The following is a 20,736-nucleotide window of genomic DNA, read 5'->3' as shown; positions in this document are numbered from 1 at the left end:
CGCTCCATGCCGCGTACGGAATCAGAGCAGGCGCCCGAGCCGGTCGCGATCGTCGGAATCGGTCTGCGGTTCCCCGGCGGCAGCGGCTCGCCCGACGAGTTCGACGCGTTCTTGCGCGAGGGCCGCAGCGGGATCCGACCGATCCCGACCGACCGCTGGGACGTCGAGGCCTTCACCCCCGAGGGACCCGACGACAAGGGCAAGATCCGCGCCTCGGCCGGCGGATTCCTCGACCGCATCGACCTGTTCGACGCGGGCTTCTTCAACATCTCGCCCAAGGAAGCCCGTTACATGGACCCGCAGCAGCGGCTCCTCCTGGAGACCGCCTGGCAGGCCCTGGAGCACGCGGGCATCGACCCCGCGCCGCTGCGCCGCGGCAACGGCGGGGTGTACATCGGCGCCAGCTCCATCGACTACGCGCTGGAGCTGGACTCGCTGCCCTACGAGGAACTGGACGGCCACCTGGCCTCCGGCATCACCATGTTCCCGCTGTCCGGCCGGCTCTCCTACTTCCTGGGCTGGCGCGGCCCGAGCATGAGCGTCGACACGGCCTGCTCCTCCTCGCTGGTCGCCCTGCACCTGGCCGTGCAGGCGCTGCGCGGCGGCGAGACCGACATCGCGCTGTGCGGCGGCGTCAACGCCCTGCACCACCCGCGCATCCCGGTGATGTTCTCCAACGCCCAGATGCTGTCCCCGGACGGCCAGTGCAAGACCTTCGACGAGGCCGCCGACGGGTACGCCCGCGCCGAGGGCTGCGGCATCGTCGTCCTCAAGCGGCTCTCCGACGCCGAGCGCGACGGCGACCGCGTCCTCGCCCTGGTGCGCGGCACCGCCGTCGGCCAGGACGGCGACAGCGCCGGCCTCACCGTGCCCAACGGGCCCGCCCAGGAGAAGGTCATCCGCAGCGCGCTGGCCGCCGCCCACCTCGCGCCCGAGGACATCCAGTACGTCGAGGCGCACGGCACCGGCACCCCGCTCGGCGACCCCATCGAGTTCGGCGCCATCGGCGACGTCTTCGTGGACTCGCACACCAAGGACCGCCCGGTGGTGGTCGGTTCGGTGAAGACCAACCTCGGCCACATGGAGCCCGCCTCCGGCATCGTCGGCGTCATCAAGACGGTGCTCCAGCTGCGTTCGGGCACCATCTACCCGCACATCAACCTCAACACCCCCTCCGGGCGCATCCCCTGGGACCTGTACCCGCTGCGGGTGCCCACCGAGTGCGAGCCCTGGGAGGCCGAGGTCCGGCGCGGCGTCGTCAACAGCTTCGGGTTCGCCGGGACCATCGGCGCGGTGGTGCTGGAACAGGCCCCCGAACGCGCGCCGCGGGACACCCCCGAAGAGGGCGCCGCACCCGTGTTCACCCTCTCCGCGAAGAACGCCGGCGCGCTGCGCGAACTCGCCGCGCAGTACCGCGCGTTGCTGGACGAACGGCCCGAGGTGCCGGTCGCCGCGCTCTGCCACAGCGCCAACACCACCCGCGCCCACCACCCCTACCGGATCGCCGCTCCCGTCGCCGACCGCGCCGCGCTCGCCAAACTGCTCGACAAGGCCGCCGAGCAGGAGCACGAGGGCCCGACCGGCATCCGCAAGACCGCCTTCATGTTCACCGGCCAGGGCTCCCAGTACGCCGGCATGGGCGCCGCCCTCTACGCGGCCTTCCCCGTCTTCCGCGCCCAGGTCGACGCCTGTGACGAGCTGTTCGCCGAGCACCTCGGCCGCTCCGTGCGCGAGCTGCTGCTCGGCACCGCCGCCGACCCCGAGGCCATCGACCGCACCGAGTACACCCAGCCCGCCCTGTTCACCCTGGAGTACGCCCTCGCCCAGCAGTGGATGGCGTGGGGCGCCCGGCCCAACGTGCTCATCGGGCACAGCATCGGCGAGGTGGCCGCCGCCGCGGTGGCCGGGCTGTTCAGCCTCCCCGACGCGGTCCGGCTGGTCGCCGCCCGCGCCCGGCTGATGCAGGCCGTCACCGCCGAGGGCGGCATGGCCGCCGTCAGCGCGCCGCTGGAGGACGTCGCCCCGCTCCTGGAGGGCCACGACGACCTGGCCGTGGCCGGCGTCAACGCCCCCGACCAGACGGTCGTCTCCGGCGGCAGCGCGGCCCTGGACGAGGTCACCGCCGTCCTCGCCGAGCGGGGCGTGCGCGTCGAACGCCTCAAGGTCTCCCACGCCTTCCACTCCCCGCTGATGGCCGAGGTCTACGACGACTTCCGCGCCGCCCTCGACGGCATCGCCTTCCACGAGCCGAAGATCAGCCTGATCTCCAACGTCACCGGCCGGCTGGCCCGCTTCCGCGAGATCGGCAACGCCGACTACTGGGTGCGGCACATCGGCGAGCCCGTGCGCTTCCTCGACGGCATCCGGGCCGTCGCCAAGCGCGGCCGGCACGCCCTGATCGAGGTCGGCCCGCAGGCCGGGCTCACCGCGCTCGCCCGGCGCTCGGTCACCGTCGAGGACCACGTCTGGCTGGCCAGCCTGCGCCGCCGCGACACCACCACCGCGACGACGCTCACCGCCCTCGCCGAGTACTACGCGGCCGGGCTCACCGTCGCCTGGGACGGCTACCACGCCGGGCACCCGGCGCCCGCCCGCGTGGACCTGCCCACCTACGCCTTCCAGCGCAAGCGCTACTGGCTGCCCTCCGTCACCCCGCGCCGCACCGCCGCGAGCGGCACCGCCCGCCACCCGCTGCTGGGCACCGAGGAGCGGTTCGCCAGCGGGGTGCGGGAGTTCACCGCCGAGTTCACCGCCGAGGAGCTGGGCGCGCTCGCCGACCTCGCCGCCGACGACCGCACCGTGCTGCCCGCCGGCGCCTACGTCGACCTGCTGCTCGCCGTGCAGGACGCGGTCCAGGGCCACGCCCGCAACGCGGTGCGCGATCTGCGGCTGCTGGCCCCGCTGGAGCTGCCCGCCGAGACGGTCACCGCCCTCACCACCCGCTGGCGGCCCCGCCCCGGCGGCGGCGCCGAGGTGGAGGTCTACACGGTGGTCGGCGGCGAGGAGAACCTGCACGCCACCGCCACGGTCGCCGCCGAGCCCGAACCCCTCGTGCCGGTCTCCGAGCTGGCCGAGCTGGACGCGACCCTCGCCCCGGCCGCCCAGCACATCGACGACGAGGACATCTACACCGACCTCGCCTCCGTCGGCCGGCCCCAGGGCCCCCGCATGCGGCTGCTGCTGCGCGCCGCCCGGCACGGCGACGGACTGGTCACCGGCGAGCTGTCCGGCCGCGACGCCACCGCCGTCGAGCACGTCCCGGCCGAACTGCTGGAGGCCGCCGGCCACGCGCTGGTCGTCCTCGACCCCGAGGGCCCGGTGTTCGTGCCCCGCGAGATCGCCTCCGTACGGCACTTCCGCAAGCCGCGCGGCGAGCAGCTGCGGGTGCTCGCCCGGGTCCGCGGCGACCAGGACCGGCGGCTGGCCGACGTGCTGCTGCTGGAGAACGGCGACCCGGTCGCCGAACTCCTCGGGGTGCGCATGGCCCGCCCCGAGGGCCGCGAGGGGCGCCGGCAGTTCCTGCACCGCCCCGAATGGGTGCGCCGCGCCCTGCCGGCCCGCGGCGGCGCCGCCGCCCGGCACGTGGTCCTCCTCGACCCGTCGGCCGCGCGCGCCGCCGAACTGGCCGCCGAACCCGGGCTCAAGGTCACCTGGCTGCCCGATCTCACCGACCTCAAGGCGGCCCTGGAGGACCCCACCGTCACCGACGTCTGCCGGGTGTGGCACGGCCGCCCCGAGCCGATGTCCGCGGACCGGCTGCGCGCCGAGTGCGAGGACAACTACCGCGAACTCCTCGCGCTGGTCGGCGCGCTGGAGACCGCGAACCGGCCGCCCCGGTTGTGGCTGGTCACCGAGGGCGCCCAGTGGCTGCCCGGCGACCCGGCCGGCGACGGCGGCCACCTCGGCGCCGCCACCCTGTGGGGCTTCGGCCGGGTGCTGCTCACCGAGTACCCGCAGTACCGGGCCACCCTGGTGGACCTCGCCCCGGGCAGCGGCCTCGCCCCGCTGGCCGAGGAATGGCGCGCCGAACCGGCCGGCGAGTACCAGGTCGCGTACCGGCCCGGCCGCCGCTACGTGCGCCGGCTGCTCGCCGGTGACGCCAGCCTCACCTGGACCGGGGGCTTCGAACTGCGCGCCCCCGACTCCGGTGACCTGTCCGACCTGGTGCTCGCCCCGGTCGCCGAGCGGGCCCCGGGCGCCGACGAGGTCCAGGTCCGGGTGAGCGCCGTCGGCCTGACCGCCGAGGACGCCCGCACCGCCCTGGACACCGGGCGCGCCGAACGCGCCGAGGAGAGCGGGGAGGAGGAACCGCCGCCGCTGCTCGGCCAGTTGGCCCGCGGTACGGTGCTCGCCGCCGCCGACGGCACCGGCTTCGCGCCCGGCGACGAGGTCCTGGTCCGGCACGACGGCACCTTCCGCGCCACGCTCACCGTGCCCGCGGTCGCCGTGGTCCCCGCCCCCGGTGACGACGACACCGCGGTCCGCTTCCGGCTGGACGAGACCGGCGAGGCCCTGCGCACCGCCCTGTCCGACCCGACCGGTCCTGCCTGGGTGACCCTGCCCGAGGACCTCCGGGAGCGGCCCGAACCGGCTGACGAGGGCCCCGGCGCACTGCGCGCCGACCGCACCTACCTGGTCACCGGCGGTCTCGGCGGCCTCGGTCTGGTCACCGCCCGCAAGCTGGCCGCGCTCGGCGCCCGCCACCTCACCCTGGTCAGCCGCAGCGGCAAGGCCACCGAGGAGGCCGCCTCGCTGCTCGGCGACCTGGCGGCCGACGCCGAGATCGACGTCGTACGCGCCGACGTCTCCCGGCCGGAGGACGTGCGGCGCCTCGTCCGGCACCTGGCGGCGGGACCGTACCCGCTCGGCGGGATCGTGCACGCCGCCGGTTCCTACGACAAGAAGCTGATCTCCGAGCTGACCTGGGAGTCGATCGACGCCCAGCTCGCGGCGAAGGCGTACGGCGGCTGGCTGCTGCACGAGGCGGCCGAGACCTCCTTCCCCGAGCTGGAGTTCTTCGTCACCTACTCCTCCATCGCCTCCGTCCTCGGCGGCGCCACCCAGGGCCACTACGCCGCGGCCAGCGCCGGTCTCGACGCGCTCGCCGAGTGGCGGGGCCGGCGCGGGGTGCCGGGCCTCTCGGTCAACTGGGGCGCCTGGGCCCGGGTCGGCATGTCCGCCCGGCTGGAGGACCACCTCAGCCAGGAGATCGAACGCAGCGGCGTCCGCTTCTTCTCCCCGACCCGCGCCCTGGACACCCTCGCCCGGCTCTGGGACCGGCCCCGCACCCAGCGGATCGTGGGCGAGTTCGACTGGGACCGCTACGTCTCGGGCAGCGTCACCGGCGACCTGTTCTTCGACCGGCTCGCCCGCCACGGCGCGGGCGACGACGGCAGCGGACTGGACCTCGCCGCCCTCACCGCGCTGCCCGAGGCCGAACGGCTCGCCAAGGTCACGGCCGTGGTGAGCGAGAAGGTCGGCGCCGTCCTGCACCTGGAGGACGGCGACGAACTGGACGTGAACAGCGAGTTCGTCTCGCTGGGCCTGGACTCCCTGATGGCCCAGCAGGTCAAGGCCGCGCTGGAGCAGGCGTTCCGGCTGCCCCTGCCGGCCTCCCTCACCCACGACCACCCCACGGTGCGCGCGCTCGCGCACTTCGTCGACGGGCAGCTCGCCCCCGCGCCGGCGGCATGACAGTCAGACAGGGACGGCACACCATGACCGACATACCGAGGGAGCGCTGGACGCTCCACCACTCCGCCCGCGCCCACGCCGGCACCCGCCCCGAGCACCCGGCGATCGTCTGCGAGGGCCGCATCACCACCTACGACAAGCTGCACCGCGACAGCAACCGCGCCGCGCACGCCCTGCACACCAGCGGGGTCCGGCGCGGCGACCGGGTCGCCTACCTGGGCCGCGAGTCGGCGAACTACTACCTCGTGATGATCGCCTGCGCCAAGGCGGGCGCCGTGCTGGTGCCGGTCAACTGGCGGCTCACCCCGGGCGAGGTCGACCACATCCTGCGCGACTCCGGCGCGACGCTGATCTTCGTGGACGACGAGTTCTGGGACACCGTCGCCACCGTCCGCCACCAGCTGCGCGGACTGCGCCGGGTGATCCGCGTCGACGGCACCGACGCCGACGGCGAACCCGCGCGCGGCGCCGGGCTGCTGGCCTGGGCCGCCGACCAGCCCGAGACCGACCTCTCGCCCTGCACCGGCCCCGACGACGCCGTCATCCAGATCTACACCAGCGGCACCACGGGCCTGCCCAAGGGCGCGATCCTCGCCCACCGCAGCTTCTTCACCCTGCCGCACGCCAGCCGCGAGCGGGGCGTGGACTGGATCGACTGGCTGCCCGAGGATGTCGCCCTGATCTCCCTGCCGGGCTTCGGCGTCGCCGGCATCGGCTGGTTCCTGCACACCTTCAACGCCGGCGGCACCAGCGTGATCATGCCGCAGTTCGACCCGCAGGAGGCCGTCCGCCTCATCCGCGAGCACGGCGTCACCACCACCTTCGCCGCGCCCGCGATGCTCCAGGCGATGGCGGCCGAACGCGAGGCCGGACCCGAGGCGTTCACCTCCCTGCGCAAGATCGCCTACGGCGCGGCGCCCATGTCCGAGACCCTGCTCAAGCAGTGCCTGGAGACCTACCGCTGCGAGTTCGCGCAGATCTACGCGAGCACCGAGACCGGCAGCGTCGCGGTCTGTCTGCCGCCCGAGGCGCACCACCCCGGCAGCACCAAGCTCACCTCGGTGGGGCTGCCCTGCCCCGGCAACGAGATCAAGGTGGTCGGCCCCGACGGCGAGAGCCTGCCGCCCGGCGCCATCGGCCAGGTGTGCGTGCGCGCCCCGTCCCGGATGCTCGGCTACTGGAACCTGCCCGAGGCCACCGCCCGCACCCTGGTGGGGGAGTGGCTGCACATGGGCGACGCCGGCTACCTCGACGAGGACGGCTACCTGCACCTGTGCGACCGCATCAACGACACGATCATCGTCGCCGGGCAGAACATCTACCCGGCCGAGGTCGAGAAGGCCCTCGCCGCGCACCCCGCGGTCGCCGACGCGGCCGTGGTCGGGCTGCCCGACGAGCGCTGGGGCGAGAGCGTGCACGCCGTGGTGGTGCTGCGGCCGGGCGCCAAGGCCACCCCCCGCGAACTCCTGCTGTCGCTGCGCGGCCGCATCGCCGACTACAAGATCCCCGGCACCTACCACTTCGCCGACTCCCTGCCGCGCAACCCCTCCGGCAAGATCCTGCGCCGCGCGGTCCGCGAGGGGCTGGCGGCGCCGGCGAGGGACCCGCTGGGGAGTGCCGTATGACCACGTTCCTCACGCCCCCGTGGAGAGTGACCCGCCCATGAGCACCGAGCCCCTGCGGATCGGCATCCTGCTGCCCACCCGTGAGCAAGCCATCAACGGCACCTACGCCGCCGCCCCGCTGCTGGACTTCGCCCGGCAGGCGGAGACCCTCGGCTTCGACTCCCTGTGGGCCGGCGACTCCCTCACCGCCCGCCCTCGCCTCGACCCCCTGGTCGTGCTGTCGGCCGCCGCCGCGGCGACCCGGCGGATCACCGTCGGCACCGCGGCCCTCACCCCCGCCCTGCGCCATCCGCTCATCGGCGCCAACATGATCGCGAGCCTCAGCCACGTCGCGGCCGGCCGGCTGGTGCTGGGCCTCGGTTCGGGCTTCCCGATGGCCGAGACCGAGGAGGAGTTCAACTCCGTCGGCGCCTCCTTCCAGGGCCGCGTCGGCCGCCTGGACGAGATCACCGCGCTGTGGCGCACCGCCTGGCGCTCCGGCGAGGACGGCGAACCCACCGAGTTCGACGGGAAGTTCTGGCAGGCCGAGCACCTGGACCGGCTGCCCTCGCCGGCCGTCCCCGGCGGCCCGCCGCTGTGGCTGGCCGGCAGCGACACCCCCAAGGTGCTCGCCCGCGCGGCCACCCGCTACGACGGCTGGCTGCCCTTCCTGCCCGACGTCGACGCCTACGACCGCGCCCGCCGCCGCCTCGGCGAACTCGCCGCCGAGGCGGGCCGGACGGTGACCCCCGCGCTGTACGCCACGGTCACCGTCAACCGCGACGAGGCCGCGGCCGAGGCCGAGCTGGAGCACTACATCAGCCACTACTACGGCCGCTCCCTGGAGCAGATGCGCACCATCCAGGCCTACGCCTGGGGCAGCGCCGAGAAGTGCGCCGAGTGGCTCGCCGGCTACGTCCGCGCCGGCGCCCGGCACCTGGTGATCCGCATCGGATCGCTCGACCCGGAGCCCCAGTTGAAGGAGATCGCCGAGGTGCTGCTGCCCGCGGTACGCGCCCTCGGCCCCGCCACCACCGTTGGGAGTACGCAGTCGTGACCACCGCCATCGGCACCATCGGCAGCCAGATGTCCAGCGAGGGCAACTGGTTCCACCCCGTGGAGCCCTCGCCCGACGCCTCGATCAGGCTGTTCCTGCTGCCCCACGCGGGCAGCGGCGCCATCATCTACCGCGACTGGGAGCGTCTGCTGCCGCCGGACATCGCTCCGCAGGCCGTCACCCTGCCCGGCCGGCACAACCGCCGCGAGGAGCCGACCTACGAGAACTTCTGGCCGCTCCTCGACGCCCTGCACGAGGCCGTCCTCAACGACCTGGACGACCGTCCCTTCGCTTTCTTCGGCCACTGCCTCGGCGCGCAGCTGGCGTTCCGCCTGGCCATCCGGATGGAGGAGGAGGGCGGCCCGGCCCCGGTGATGGTCGGCATGTCCGGCTGGTCGCCCATCGGCTTCTTCAAGCCGACCGAGGAGCAGAGCCGGATGCCGGAGGACGAACTCGTCGAGTGGATCAAGAAGTTGGGTTCCTTCCCGGCCGAGGTCTACGACAACCCCGAGATGCTCGCCCTGGTCGTGCCCGCGCTCCGGGCCGACCTGCGGGTCGCCGGGGACTACGACGACGACGGCGCCGGCGTCAGCTGCCCGCTCGCCTCCTACGGCGGCCGCAGCGACCCGCTCCAGGAGGCCCCCGACGCCATGACCCACTGGGCCGGACGCACCCCGACCTACCTGGGCCACAACGAGTACGAGGGCGGCCACTTCTACATCGACACGCACGCCCAGGCCGTCACCGCGCACTTCGCGCACCGGCTCCAGCGCACCGTGGCCACCCTCGCGCGCTGAGCGCGCCGAGCGGTAAGGCCGTCAGCGCCACGTCAGCGGGGCGCGGGACAGTGCACCGGGACCGTCGTCCCGGCTGCCGTCCCGTGCCCCGCTGCGCGTAGCGGGCCCTGTTCGGCCCGCATCCCACCAGCACGACACGACCTAGGAGGGTCGTCATGACCACCGAAGCGGAACTGACCGGCAGCGCGGCCCCGGCCGCACCGCCCCAGGACATCGAGGAGGCCGCCGGGGCACCCGCCTGGGGGGCCCTCCTGGTCGTGCTGGCCGGCCTGTTCATCACCAACCTCGACTTCTTCATCGTCAACGTGGCGATCCCCTCGCTCCAGCGGGACATGCACGCCACACCGGCGCAGATCCAGCTCGTCGCCGTGACCTTCACCATCGGTCTGGCCGCGCTGCTGATCACCGGCGGCAGACTCGGCGACCTGTACGGTCGCAGACGGGTGTACTCCGTGGGCGTGGCGCTGTTCACGCTGGCCTCGCTGGCCTGCGGCGTCGCGCCCAACATGACCGAACTGATCGTCGCCCGCGCCGTCCAGGGCGCCGCCGCGGCCCTCGTCATCCCGCAGGTGCTCGGCATCCTCAACACCGCGTACACCGGCAAGGCCCGGGTCGCCGCGTTCAACGCCTACGGTCTGGCGCTGGGCGCGGCGGCGGTCTTCGGCCAGCTCATCGGCGGCCTGCTGATCAAGGCGGACCTGTTCGGCTGGGACTGGCGGACCATCTTCCTGATCAACGTGCCCATCGGCGCGCTGGTGCTGCTCGTCACCCCGAAGGTGGTGCCCGAGTCGAAGGCCGGCGACGGCCGGACCGGGCTGGACCTGCTGGGTGTGGTGCTGGTGACGGCAGGGCTCGTCGCGGTCGTGCTGCCGCTGGTGGAGGGCCGGGAGCAGGGCTGGCCGGCCTGGACCTGGGAGCTGCTCGTGGCCTCCGTGCCGCTGCTCGGCCTGTTCTGGATCACCCAGCGCCGGCTCGCGGCCCGTGACCGCTCCCCGCTGATGAGCCCCTCGCTCTTCCACGACCGCTCGTTCAGCGTCGGCGTGGTCTCCATCCTCGTGTACTTCTCGGTGATGGCCTCCTTCTTCCTGGTCCTCGCGCTCTACCTCCAGGAGGCGCGCGGCACCAGCGCCCTGAAGTCCGGGCTCCTGTTCATCCCGCTGGGCCTCGGCTTCTTCCTGTCCTCCGTGCAGGCGCCGAAGTTCGCCGGCCGGCTGGGCAAGCAGGTGCTCGCGCTGGGCGCGCTGACCGTGGCCGTCGGCGACGTCGCGCTCGCCTTCACCGCGGACCGGCTGGACACCACCGGCGCCGTCGCCTGGTGCATCCCCGCCATGGTGGTGTGCGGATACGGCATGGGCCTGGTGGTGGCGCCGCTGACCTCGCTCGTGCTGGAACGGGTGGCGCCGCAGTACGCGGCGGCCGCGTCCGGGGTGTTCTCCACCGCACAGGAGGTCGGCAACGCCCTCGGTGTCGCCATCATCGGCGTCGTCTTCTTCGACGTGGCCGAAGACCGGCCCGGCGCGCACGGCATGGCGCAGGCGTTCAGCACCAGCCTGCTGGTCCAGGCCGGCATCTGCGTGGGCGCCGCGGTCCTGCTGCAACTGCTGCCCAACCGGTCCAGGAGCACCGCCGCCTGACCGAACCGGCCATATCCGGCCACCGACTCCCCGACGGGCGTCCGCGATCCACGCGGGCGCCCGTCAGTGTCGTATCAGAAACCCGTCAACGCCGACCTCCACGATGGCTGCAACCGAAAGAACTCGGCCAACCGGAGGCAACAATGACTGGAATATCGCCCTCCTCTAGGGAGCGGCTGGCGGAATGGCCCATGGCTCGTTCCTGCCCCTACTCGCCGCCCGACGCCTACGCCGAGCTGCGCCAGGGACCGCCCGTGAAGGTGCGCATCCGCACGGGCGAGGCATGGCTCGTCACCCGCTACGAGGACCTGCGCCAGGTGCTGATGGACGAGCGCTTCAGCTCGGACGACACCCTGCCCGGCTTCCCCGTCCGCATCCAGCTCCCGCCCGCCCCGCGCGTGATGTCCTTCACCCGCATGGACGGCGCGGAGCACAACCGGCTGCGCCGCATGATCATGCCGGAGTTCACCGCCCGCGCCACCCGAAGACTCAGACCCGAGGTCGAGTCGCTGGTGGACCGGCTGCTCGACGAACTGGCCGCCGGGCCCCGCCCCGCCGACCTGGTCACCCGGCTCTCGCTGCGGCTGCCCTCCCTGGTGATCGCCCGGATGCTCGGCGTCCCCGAGGCCGACGAGCTGGACTTCGCCGAGCTGAGCCAGGAGGTCCTCTCCCAGGACGCCTCGCCGGAGGAGATCTACGCCGCGTTCGTGCGGATGACGGAGTACCTCGACCGGCTGATCGCCGCCAAGCAGGCCGAGCCCGCCGACGACCTGCTGAGCAGGCTGGCCACCCGGTACATGGCGACCGGCGAGCTCAGCCGCGAGGACTGCGTGGCCATGGCCCGGCTGCTGCTGGTCGCCGGCCACGAGACCACCGCCCACCAGCTCAGCCTCGGCGTGGCGAGCCTGCTGCGCCACCCCGACCAACTGGCCGACCTGCGGCGCGACCCGTCGCTGTACGGACAGGCCGTCGAGGAACTGCTGCGCTACTGGTCCATCACCCAGGACAACCAGGTCCGGGTCGCGGTCGCCGAGGCCGAGGTGGGCGGCGCGCGCATCGCCCCCGGCGACGGCGTCATCCTCGCCTACCCGAGCGCCAACCACGACGAGAGCGTCTTCGCGGACGGCGCCCGCTTCGACATCCACCGCGCGGACGTCTCCCGGCACATCGCCTTCGGCTACGGCCGCCACCTGTGCCCGGGCGCCCCGCTCGGCCGGATGGAGCTGGAGGTCTGCCTGCGGGCCCTGTTCGACCGCTTCCCCGGACTGCGCCTCGCGGACGTGCCCGAGCCGGTGGTGTTCCGCCAGAACACCATCAACTACGGCCTGACCGCGCTGCACGTGACCTGGTAGCGGCCCGCCCCATCCGGGTTCACAGGAGGGCCGTGCCCCACCACGGCCCCGCCCGCACGCCGGCCGCGAAGGCGCGGGCGTCGGACGCACGCCGTGGATCCCATGGAATCCGGCGGCGCGCGCCTGCGCAAGGGTGACGGTGCCGATCCCGCCAACGCCGCCGGCGGCCACGACTGGCCGATCCGTTTCGCAATTGGGCGGCAAACCCTTCGTCCGCGGTCCGCGGTACCTCTCCGTCCCGCCACCTGGTGACCTGAAAGCCCTTCTGGGACAGTGCACTTGGTGACGAGAACGGCCACCGTCGTCAGGACCGGATCAGCCCCGGGTCAGTTGCGCTTGGGAATGTCATTACCACTTCGCTCCTGAAAGATCCCAGATCCCACACCGATCAGCGCACGGGCCCCGCCGGGACCCGTGTCAGTGCTACGTCAGCGCGGTGTCAGGGCGGTGCGCGATGGTTGCGTCACGACGTCCGCGCACGGCTCGGAGGGACGAATTCCCCTTGCCGCCCGCGCGGATGGCCCCCCATCGTGTCGAGCACAGGAAGCGAGTCGGTGCCGAGGATCGCCTTTGCCCCCCGGACCTGGAGGACAAGCATGTCGCTCGCCGACCACACCGACATCCTCGACTGGCCCTTCGCCCGTACCGAGGACGGCAACCCGCCGCCCGTCCTGGCCGAACTGCGCAAGGCGCCCCCTTGCGTCGTCCGCATCCCGGCGGGCGCCGCGGAGTCCCGGCTGGCCTGGCTCGTGACCCGGTACGCCGACGTCCGCCAGGCGCTCGCCGACCCCCGGCTCAGCGCCGACGAGACCCTGCCCGGCGCCCCCGTGCGCATCCAGGTGCCGCCCGGCGGCAACCCCAGCTCGTTCCTGCGGCTCGACGACCCCGAGCACGCCCGGCTGCGCGGCATGATCCAGACCGAGTTCACCGCGCGCCGGGTCAAGCGGCTGCGCGAGCCCGTCCAGCGCCTGGTGGACGAACTGCTGGACGACCTGGCCGCCCGGCCCCAGCCCGCCGACCTGCACGCCGTCTTCTCCCGGGCGCTGCCCACCCTCGTCATCGCCCGGCTGCTGGGCGTACCCGAGGAGGACTCGCCGTTCTTCATCGAGAAGACCCGCGTCACCATCTCCCAGGAGGACCCGGCCGTCTCCCAGGCCGCCTTCGCCGAGATGTCCGAGTACCTCGCCAAGCTGGCGCTGCGCAAGCTCACCGAACCCGGTGACGACCTGATGAGCCGGCTCGCCGTCCGCCACTACGACACCGGCGCCATCACCCTGGACGAACTCGTGGGCATCGCCCGGCTCGTGCTGGTCGCCGGCCACGAGACCACCACCAACCAGCTCGCCCTGAACGTGCTGGCCCTGCTGCGCGACGACGAGCTGCGGGCGAAGGTCGCCGCCGACGACGGGGCACTGATCCCCAACTTCATCGAGGAGTCGATGCGCTACTGGTCCATCTCCCAGGACGCCATGGTCCGCCTCGCCGTCGAGGACATGGACCTGGGCGGCGTGCGCGTCGAGAAGGGCGACGCCGTGGTGATCTCGGTGCCCGCCGGCAACCACGACGAGACCGTCTTCGCCTGCCCGCACCGCATCGACCCCGAACGCGACACCAGCGGTCACCTCCAGTGGGGCTTCGGCCCCCACTACTGCCAGGGCGCCCCGCTGGCCCGCCTCGAAATGGAGCTGGCGCTGCGCTCGCTGCTGCGCCGCTTCCCGGACCTGCGCCTCGCCGCCGACCCGCGCACGCTGTTCCGCCGGGGCACCGTTTTCCACGGGGTGACCCATCTCCCCGTGACCTGGTGACCTGACGGTCACCGCAGCAACCGACCGAAAGATCGAGAAACGGAGTCGTCATGACTCAGGAGTTAACCCCGGACATCGCGGCGGAGGGGCGCGAGCGGACGGCCTCCGACAGCGCCGCGGCCCCCTCGTCGGGCGCCCTGGTGGTGGTCCTCGTCGGCACGTTCATCACGGTGCTCGACTTCTTCATCGCCAACGTGGCCGTCCCGGCCATCAAGGCCGACCTGCACGCCACCGCCGCCCAGGCCCAGATGATCGTCGTCGGATACGGCGTCGCCTTCACCTCGGGCCTGATCACCGGCGGCCGGCTCGGCGACCTCTACGGCCGGCGGCGGCTGTTCGCGCTCGGCATGACGCTGTTCATGATCGCGTCGGCCGCGTGCAGCTTCGCGCCGAACGTGACGGTGCTCGTGGTCGCCCGGATCCTCCAGGGCGGCTCCGCCGCGCTGATGGTGCCCCAGGTCCTCGGCATCATCGGCACCGTCTACACCGGGGCGGCCCGCGACCGCGCCTTCAACGTCTACGGCCTGGTCATCGGACTCGCCGGGGTCTTCGGACAGTTCATCGGCGGCGCGCTGATCTCCGTCGACATCGCCGGACTCAGCTGGCGCACGATCTTCCTGATCAACGTCCCGCTGTGCCTGATCTCCCTCGCCCTGACCCGCCGCACGATCCCGGAGTCCAAGGGCCAGGGCGGCACCCGGCTCGACCTGGTCGGCGCCCTGCTGATCACCGTGTCCCTCGGGCTCGTGGTGTTCGCGCTGCTGGAGGGCCAGGAGCGGCACTGGCCGGTGTGGGTGTGGGAGTCGCTGGCCGCCGCGGCCGTCCTGCTCGCCGTGACGGTCTGGCACCTGCGCCGCCGCTCCGCCGCCGGCCGCGGGCCGCTCATCGAGCCGGGCATGTTCCGCTCCCGGCTGTTCTCGGTGGGCCTCGTCGCCACGGTCGTCTACTTCCTCGCCATGGGCTCCTTCTTCTTCACCCTCGCCCTCTACCTGCAACTCGGCCGCGGGCTCAGCCCGTTGGAGTCCGGCCTGATGTTCCTGGCGCTGGGCGCCGGATACTTCGGCGCCTCCATCGTCTCGGCGCGGTTCGCCGCCACGGTCAACGCCCGCCGGGTCGCCGCCGGTCCGCTGGTCCTCGCCATCGGCTACACCGCGATCGCGCTGACCGCCAAGGACCTGCGCCTGGACGGCTCCGTGCTCTGGCTGCTGCCGATGCTGCTGGTCGCCGGGCTCGGCATGGGCCTGACCACCGGCCCGCTGACCAACCTGGTGCTGGGCGGCGCGGTCCCCGAGCACGCAGCGGCGGCCTCCGGTCTGCTGAACACCGCGCAGGAGGGCGGCGCCGCGATCGGCGTGGCCATCGCCGGCACGGTCTTCTTCCCGGCCCTGGCCCACGCCGGCGGCAAGGCGGACGCCTACCCGCACGCCTTCACCGTCACCCTGATCCCGCTCGTCTGCCTGGGCGTCCTCGCCTCCCTGCTGGTGCTGGCGGCCCCCGGCCGCGCGGCCCGGCGCTGACCGGGCCGCCCCGGCACGAGCACCCGTACCGCCCCGCACGCCCCACCACTGGAAAGGAGGCACACAGGAATGCCGTACCTCACCACCCGGGACGGGACCCGGCTGCACTACAACGACTGGGGTGACGGACGCCCCGTCGTCCTGCTCGGCGCCGCCATGGCGGACGCGCGCATGTGGGAGTTCCAGGCCCCGTTCCTCGCCGGGAACGGACTGCGCTGCGTCACCTACGACCGGCGCGGCAGCGGCCGTTCGGACATGCCGTGGACCGGATACGACTACGACACCCTGGCCGGCGACCTCGCCGACCTGCTCGACCACCTCGACCTGAGGGACGCCGTGCTGGTCGGCTACGCGGTGGGCGGCGGGGAGTGCGTGCAGTACCTCTCCCGGTACGGCGACGCACGCGTCTCGGGCCTCGCTCTGGTCGCCTCGACCACGCCGTACCTGCTGCGCGCCCCGGACAACCCCGACGGGCTCGACCTCGCCCTCTTCGAACAGGTCGAACAGGCCATCAAGACCGACCGGGCCGCCTGGCTCTCCGAGCTGACCTGGCCGTTCTTCGCGGGACCCGAACCGGACCCGGAGAACCCGCCGATCTCCCCGCAGCTGGCGAGCTGGCTGGTCGAGATGTGCCTGAACACCTCGCCGAGAGCCGGCATCGAGATCTACCGCACGCTGATGACCACCGACCAGCGCGCGCAGACGGCCGCGGTGCGGGTGCCCACCCTGGTGATCCACGGGACCGCCGACCTGGGCGCCCCCTATCCGCTGTGCGCCCCGCGCACCGTCGAACTGATCCCGGACAGCAGGCTCATCACCTACGAGGGCGCCGCGCACGGCCTGTTCGCCACCCACGCGGACCGCCTGAACGCCGATCTGCTGGCCTTCGTCAAGGAGTGAGACCCGCCCGTCCCGCACCACCCGCGTCCGGCCCCCGAAAAGGGGGCCGGACGTGCGCGTTTCCCGGCCCCCGCCCACCCCCCCCGGCACCGCGTCAGCGGCACGTCAGCCCCATGACAGGGCACCCCGGCACAGTGGACATCGCCGCGACGCCGGGGCACACCAGCCCGGTCCTCCGGTGCCGACCGACGAAGGAGTACGCCTCATGGCAGACACCGCAGCCCCGGGCCCCACCCGGGCACTCGTCCTGGGCAACCCCGCTTCCGGCAGCCACTCGCCCGAACTGGTCGAGGAAGTGCGCCAGTTGTGCGCTTCCTGCCTGGAGCGGGCCGAGATTCACCTGACCACCGGACCGGGCGACGCGACGGTCGCCGTACGCCGGGCCCTGGAACGCACCGACGACGCGCCCGACCTGATCGTGGCCATCGGCGGCGACGGCACGGTCCGCGAGGTCGTGCAGGGGCTGGTCCCCGCCGACGGCGGCGCCACCCTCGCGGTGGTGCCCGGCGGCACCGGCAACTCCGGCTACAAGATGCTGTGGGGCGAACGGCCCTGGAGCGAGTCGCTGAAGGCCGTGCTGACCGACTCCGGCGTCGGCGGCAGCGCCCGGCTGCGCCGGCTCGACCTGGCACGCCTCGCCGAGACCCGCAACTACGTGTACCTGGGCGCCTGTTCGGGCGTCATCGCGGACGCGCTGCTCACCGCGAAGGGGCTGCCGCTGACCGGCCGCGAGCGCTACGCCCGCGCCTTCGCCGACACCGCCGACGGCTACGCGCCCTACCCCGGCCGGGTCACGGTCGACGGCCGGGTGGTGCACGAGGGCCCCACGGTCCTCGCCAACGTCGGCGGCGGGCCGTACCGCGGCGGCCGGTTCCAGGTGCTGCCCGACTCGCTCCTCGACGACGGACTGCTCGACGTCTGCGTCATCGGCGGCGACGTGCCGGCCGCCGAGGTACCCGAACTGACCCTGAACGCCGCCCACATGACCCATCCGGCGACCGTGTACGCACGGGGCCGCCGGATCACCGTGGAACGCACCGACGGCCGCCGCCTCCCGCTGGAGCACGACGGTGAGTACCAACACGGCATCGGCGCCGCGGCCACCTTCGAGGTGCTCCCCGGAGCCCTCCCCGTGTGGGCGCCTGCCGCCCCCTGAACCACCTGTCCGAAGAACCGAAGAAGCACCACCAAAAAGGAGATCGCCCGCATGAGCGACCTGACCACCACCGTCACCCGCTACCTCGACATCTGGAACGAGGCGGACGCCGAGAAGCGCGCCGCGGCCATCGCCGAGCTGTTCACCGCCGACGCCCCGTACATCGACCCGCTGGCCGCGGTCGAGGGTCACGAGGGTTTCGCGGCCGTGGTGGCCGGCGCCCGTGACCAGTTCAAGGGCCTCTCCTTCGAGCTGCACGGCACCGTCGACGCCCACCACAACCAGGCCCGCTTCCAGTGGGGCCTGGTGACCGAGCCGGGCGCCGAGCCGGTCGCCATCGGCTTCGACGTCCTCGTCACCGACGAGGCCGGCAAGATCAAGGCCGTCTACGGCTTCCTGGACAAGGTCCCGGCCGCGTAACACCGCACCACCCCGCGGGAGCACCGGGCCCACCGGTGCTCCCGCCGTCGTGTTCCCCTCGACGCACGCACGGAAGGTACCCGCCATGACCGCCGTCCTCGCGGAGAGCGTCGCCCGGGCGCTGTGCGCCGACTGGGCCGAACAGGCCCAGGCCTCGTCCCGGACCGCCCACGGTCCCGCCGGCGCGGACACCCCGCTGCGCGAACTCTCCCACTGGGCCGCCACCTTGCGACCGCAGGCCATCCCGTGCCGGGTGCTCAAGCTCGCCGCGAGCCAGGTGCTGTCGCAGATCGCCTCCATCCGCGCCGGACTCCAGCACCCGCTCGGCCGCAAGCTGGTGGCCGCCTTCGGGCACCCCATGCAACGCGACCCCCGGCAGGCCGCCGGCGTCTTCGCCGCGCTCGGCTCCTGGCTCAACCTCGACGACACCGCGTACGCCGGACACCTGTCCAACTCCACCGTCGCCGTCCCGCTCGCCTTCGCCTACGCCCGCCGCCTGGACGGCCTGTCCCTGCTGACCGCGGTCGTCGTGGCCAACGAGTGCGCGGCCCGCATCACCGCCTCCGCGACCCTCGGCCCGCTGCGCGGCCAGAGCGCCGTGCACACCCACCTGGCCGGCGCGGTCGCCGGCCGGCTGCACTGCGACCGGGCCCCGGCGAGCCTGTACGAGAACGCCTTCGGGCTGGCCTTCGCCATGCCCAACTGGCCGCTGATGCGCGCCTTCCTGGCCAGCGACGCCCGGCTGTTCAACACCTTCACCCCGGTGCGCACGGCGATGGACGCCTGCGACGCGGCCTACGCGGGCCTGCACGGGGCGCCCGACATCATGGAGCACAGCGACGGCTTCCTCGCCCGCTTCGCCACCGTGCCGCTGCCGCAGGCGGTCGCCAAGGGCCTCGGCCGCCGCTGGCACACCGACACCCTCTCCTTCAAGATGCACCCCGGCGGGCCCGGTATCGACGCGGCCGTGGACTGCGCTGCCGAGATCCACCGCGAACTGGGCCCGCTGCGACCGCGGGACGTCGCCGAGGTCGTGGTGGAGGCGTCCCTCTACACCCTGTTCGCGGGGGAGCGGGCCGCCGCTTACGTCACCGGTCCCGGCTCCCCGCTCGGCGCGCTGGTCCTCGACGTCCCCTATCCCGTGGCCACCACCCTGCTCACCGGCGAGTTCTCGGTGGACGACTTCTCCTCCCCGCACGTGGACGACCTCGACCGCTGGGCCCTGGCCAAGCGGATCCGGCTGGAGCACGACACCGAGATGACCCGCGAACTGTTCCTGTCCGACGCCCCGTTCGGCGAGGCGGTGCGGGAGGCGGGCGACCTGGCGGTGCCGTGGCTGCGCGGCTTCGGCGGCGACGAACTCGTGGACCTGGTGGGAGCGGCACGGGCCGACGACCGCGACTTCTCCCGCTCCACCAAGGCCACCGGCGCCCGGGTCACCGTCCGCCTCACCGACGGCCGTGTCGTCTCCCGCACCCGGCTGATCCCGGTCGGCGCCGCGGGCCCGGAGACCCGCGCCCACCACACCGACCTGGTCCGCGAGAAGTTCCTCGCGGTGGGCGGCCCCCAGGAGGTCGCCGACACGGTGGACCGCCTCCACCGGATGCGCCCACGGGCGGTACGCCGGTGGATCGAGACGGCGTTCCTGGACTGACCGGCGGCACGGCGGGAACCGCGACCGGTCACCTCGCGCCACCGGGGCCGGTCGCGGCGACGCGCGGTCACCGCCCGCCAGGACCGGCAGGCCGCCGGTCAAGGGGGCCCGAGCGCCCCGGCGGCCCTCGCGACCGGGGGCCGGCCGCTCAGTCCCGGCGCGCGGGCGTCGCCAGCGGGGGCCGGCGCAGCGTGGCCACGAACTTGTACCGCGACCCCCGGTAGACCGCCCGCACCCACTCCACCGGAGACCCCTCCGCGTCCCGCGAGTGCCGCGACAGCAGCAGCATCGGCAGGCCCACGTCGGTCGCCAGCAACTCCGCCTCGCGGGGCGTCGACAGGGACGTCTCGATCGTCTCGTCGGCCGACGTCAGCCGCACCCCGTAGACCTCCGCGAGCGCGGTGTAGAGGGAGGGGCAGGAGTCCAGCACGCCGCGCAGCCCGGGGAAGCGCCGGGCCGACAGATGCGTCGTCTCGATCGCCATCGGCTCCCCGCTGGCCAGCCGCAGCCGCTCGATCCGCAGCACGGGCTCCCCGACCGCGATGCCCAGCAGTTCCGCCAGCCGCGCTTCGGCCGGCACCTCCCCGACGTCGAGGACCTGCGAGGCCGGTGCCAGCCCCTGCGCCCGCATGTCCTCGGTGTGCGAGGTCAGCTGGAGCGTGCGGTACAGCTTCGGCTGCGCCACGAACGTGCCCTTGCCCTGGATGCGGTCCAGCCGTCCCTCGCCGACCAGTTCCTGGAGCGCCTGGCGCACGGTGGTCCGGGACGTGTCGAACCGCACGGCGAGCAGCCGTTCCGCCGGCACCGCGCAACCGGGCTGCAGCGCCTCGGTCATGGCGAGCAACTGCTGCTTGATCCGGTAGTACTTCGGCACGCGCGCGCTGCGGCCGGCCGGCCCCCCGCGCGGCTGGCCGCTGCTGACGTCGGTGGTCATGCCTGCCTTCCCGGCTGTGTCGATGGGCTCCCGTTATAGCGACCAAGTGCCCTATGGTCTAGTCCAAAAGAACGGGCCGGGCGAAAGGGACGGATGCGGACGCGGGCCCGGTCACCGAAGCGGACGAAAGCACTCCGGTGACTTTCTCGTAACGGCCTCCATCCGCCTCCGGGACCGCCCTTGACACCCCGAAAGGTCTAGGCCAAGCTCCA

13 protein-coding genes are annotated in these 20,736 nt (G+C 73.3%); 12 read left to right on the top strand and 1 reads right to left on the bottom strand.

Features of this window, described 5'->3' with window-relative positions; translation table 11 throughout:
• Positions 1-6 precede the first annotated feature (6 nt).
• The 12 genes from HZZ00_RS27340 (at position 7) to HZZ00_RS27285 (ending at position 19,590) form a co-directional block, all read left to right on the top strand.
• Positions 7-5,694 (top strand): type I polyketide synthase, encoded by a 5,688-nt coding sequence (locus HZZ00_RS27340; protein WP_180328940.1) that lies wholly within the window; start codon positions 7-9, stop codon positions 5,692-5,694.
• A gap of 23 nt (positions 5,695-5,717) precedes the next feature.
• Positions 5,718-7,319: a long-chain-fatty-acid--CoA ligase gene (locus HZZ00_RS27335; protein ID WP_180328939.1), complete on the top strand. Its 1,602-nt coding sequence runs from the start codon at positions 5,718-5,720 to the stop codon at positions 7,317-7,319.
• Between the two features lie 37 nt (positions 7,320-7,356).
• On the top strand, positions 7,357-8,355 hold the full coding sequence (locus HZZ00_RS27330; protein WP_070025441.1) for an LLM class flavin-dependent oxidoreductase: 999 nt from the start codon (positions 7,357-7,359) through the stop codon (positions 8,353-8,355).
• A gap of 29 nt (positions 8,356-8,384) precedes the next feature.
• A complete protein-coding gene (locus HZZ00_RS27325) occupies positions 8,385-9,152 on the top strand; it encodes a thioesterase II family protein (RefSeq protein WP_180333738.1) in 768 nt (255 codons plus the stop codon).
• 155 nt (positions 9,153-9,307) lie between these two features.
• Positions 9,308-10,786, top strand: a complete 1,479-nt coding sequence (locus tag HZZ00_RS27320) for an MFS transporter (protein ID WP_180328938.1) — start codon at positions 9,308-9,310, stop codon at positions 10,784-10,786.
• A 191-nt stretch (positions 10,787-10,977) separates the two neighbouring features.
• Entirely contained in the window at positions 10,978-12,138 is a 1,161-nt protein-coding gene (locus tag HZZ00_RS27315; RefSeq protein WP_257585414.1) for a cytochrome P450, read from the top strand.
• A gap of 596 nt (positions 12,139-12,734) precedes the next feature.
• Positions 12,735-13,943 (top strand): cytochrome P450, encoded by a 1,209-nt coding sequence (locus tag HZZ00_RS27310; protein ID WP_180328936.1) that lies wholly within the window; start codon positions 12,735-12,737, stop codon positions 13,941-13,943.
• A gap of 50 nt (positions 13,944-13,993) precedes the next feature.
• A complete protein-coding gene (locus HZZ00_RS27305; RefSeq protein WP_180328935.1) occupies positions 13,994-15,460 on the top strand; it encodes an MFS transporter in 1,467 nt (488 codons plus the stop codon).
• 69 nt (positions 15,461-15,529) lie between these two features.
• Complete coding sequence (locus HZZ00_RS27300) at positions 15,530-16,360, top strand: alpha/beta fold hydrolase (RefSeq protein WP_180328934.1); 831 nt, start codon at positions 15,530-15,532, stop codon at positions 16,358-16,360.
• Positions 16,361-16,565: 205 nt separating this feature from the next.
• Positions 16,566-17,516: a diacylglycerol kinase family protein gene (locus HZZ00_RS27295; RefSeq protein ID WP_180328933.1), complete on the top strand. Its 951-nt coding sequence runs from the start codon at positions 16,566-16,568 to the stop codon at positions 17,514-17,516.
• A 51-nt stretch (positions 17,517-17,567) separates the two neighbouring features.
• Positions 17,568-17,936: a nuclear transport factor 2 family protein gene (locus HZZ00_RS27290; RefSeq protein ID WP_070025448.1), complete on the top strand. Its 369-nt coding sequence runs from the start codon at positions 17,568-17,570 to the stop codon at positions 17,934-17,936.
• An 85-nt stretch (positions 17,937-18,021) separates the two neighbouring features.
• Positions 18,022-19,590 (top strand): MmgE/PrpD family protein, encoded by a 1,569-nt coding sequence (locus HZZ00_RS27285; protein ID WP_180328932.1) that lies wholly within the window; start codon positions 18,022-18,024, stop codon positions 19,588-19,590.
• 148 nt (positions 19,591-19,738) lie between these two features.
• Here HZZ00_RS27285 and HZZ00_RS27280 read toward each other — a convergent pair whose 3' ends face one another.
• Positions 19,739-20,524 (bottom strand): GntR family transcriptional regulator, encoded by a 786-nt coding sequence (locus HZZ00_RS27280; RefSeq protein ID WP_180328931.1) that lies wholly within the window; start codon positions 20,522-20,524, stop codon positions 19,739-19,741.
• Positions 20,525-20,736 lie beyond the last annotated feature (212 nt).

The organism is Streptomyces sp. NEAU-sy36, from assembly GCF_013423905.1.
Lineage (GTDB): Bacteria > Actinomycetota > Actinomycetes > Streptomycetales > Streptomycetaceae > Streptomyces > Streptomyces misionensis.
The sequence above is the reverse complement of the archived record's forward strand: the minus strand, read 5'-3'. Positions and strand labels throughout refer to the sequence as shown.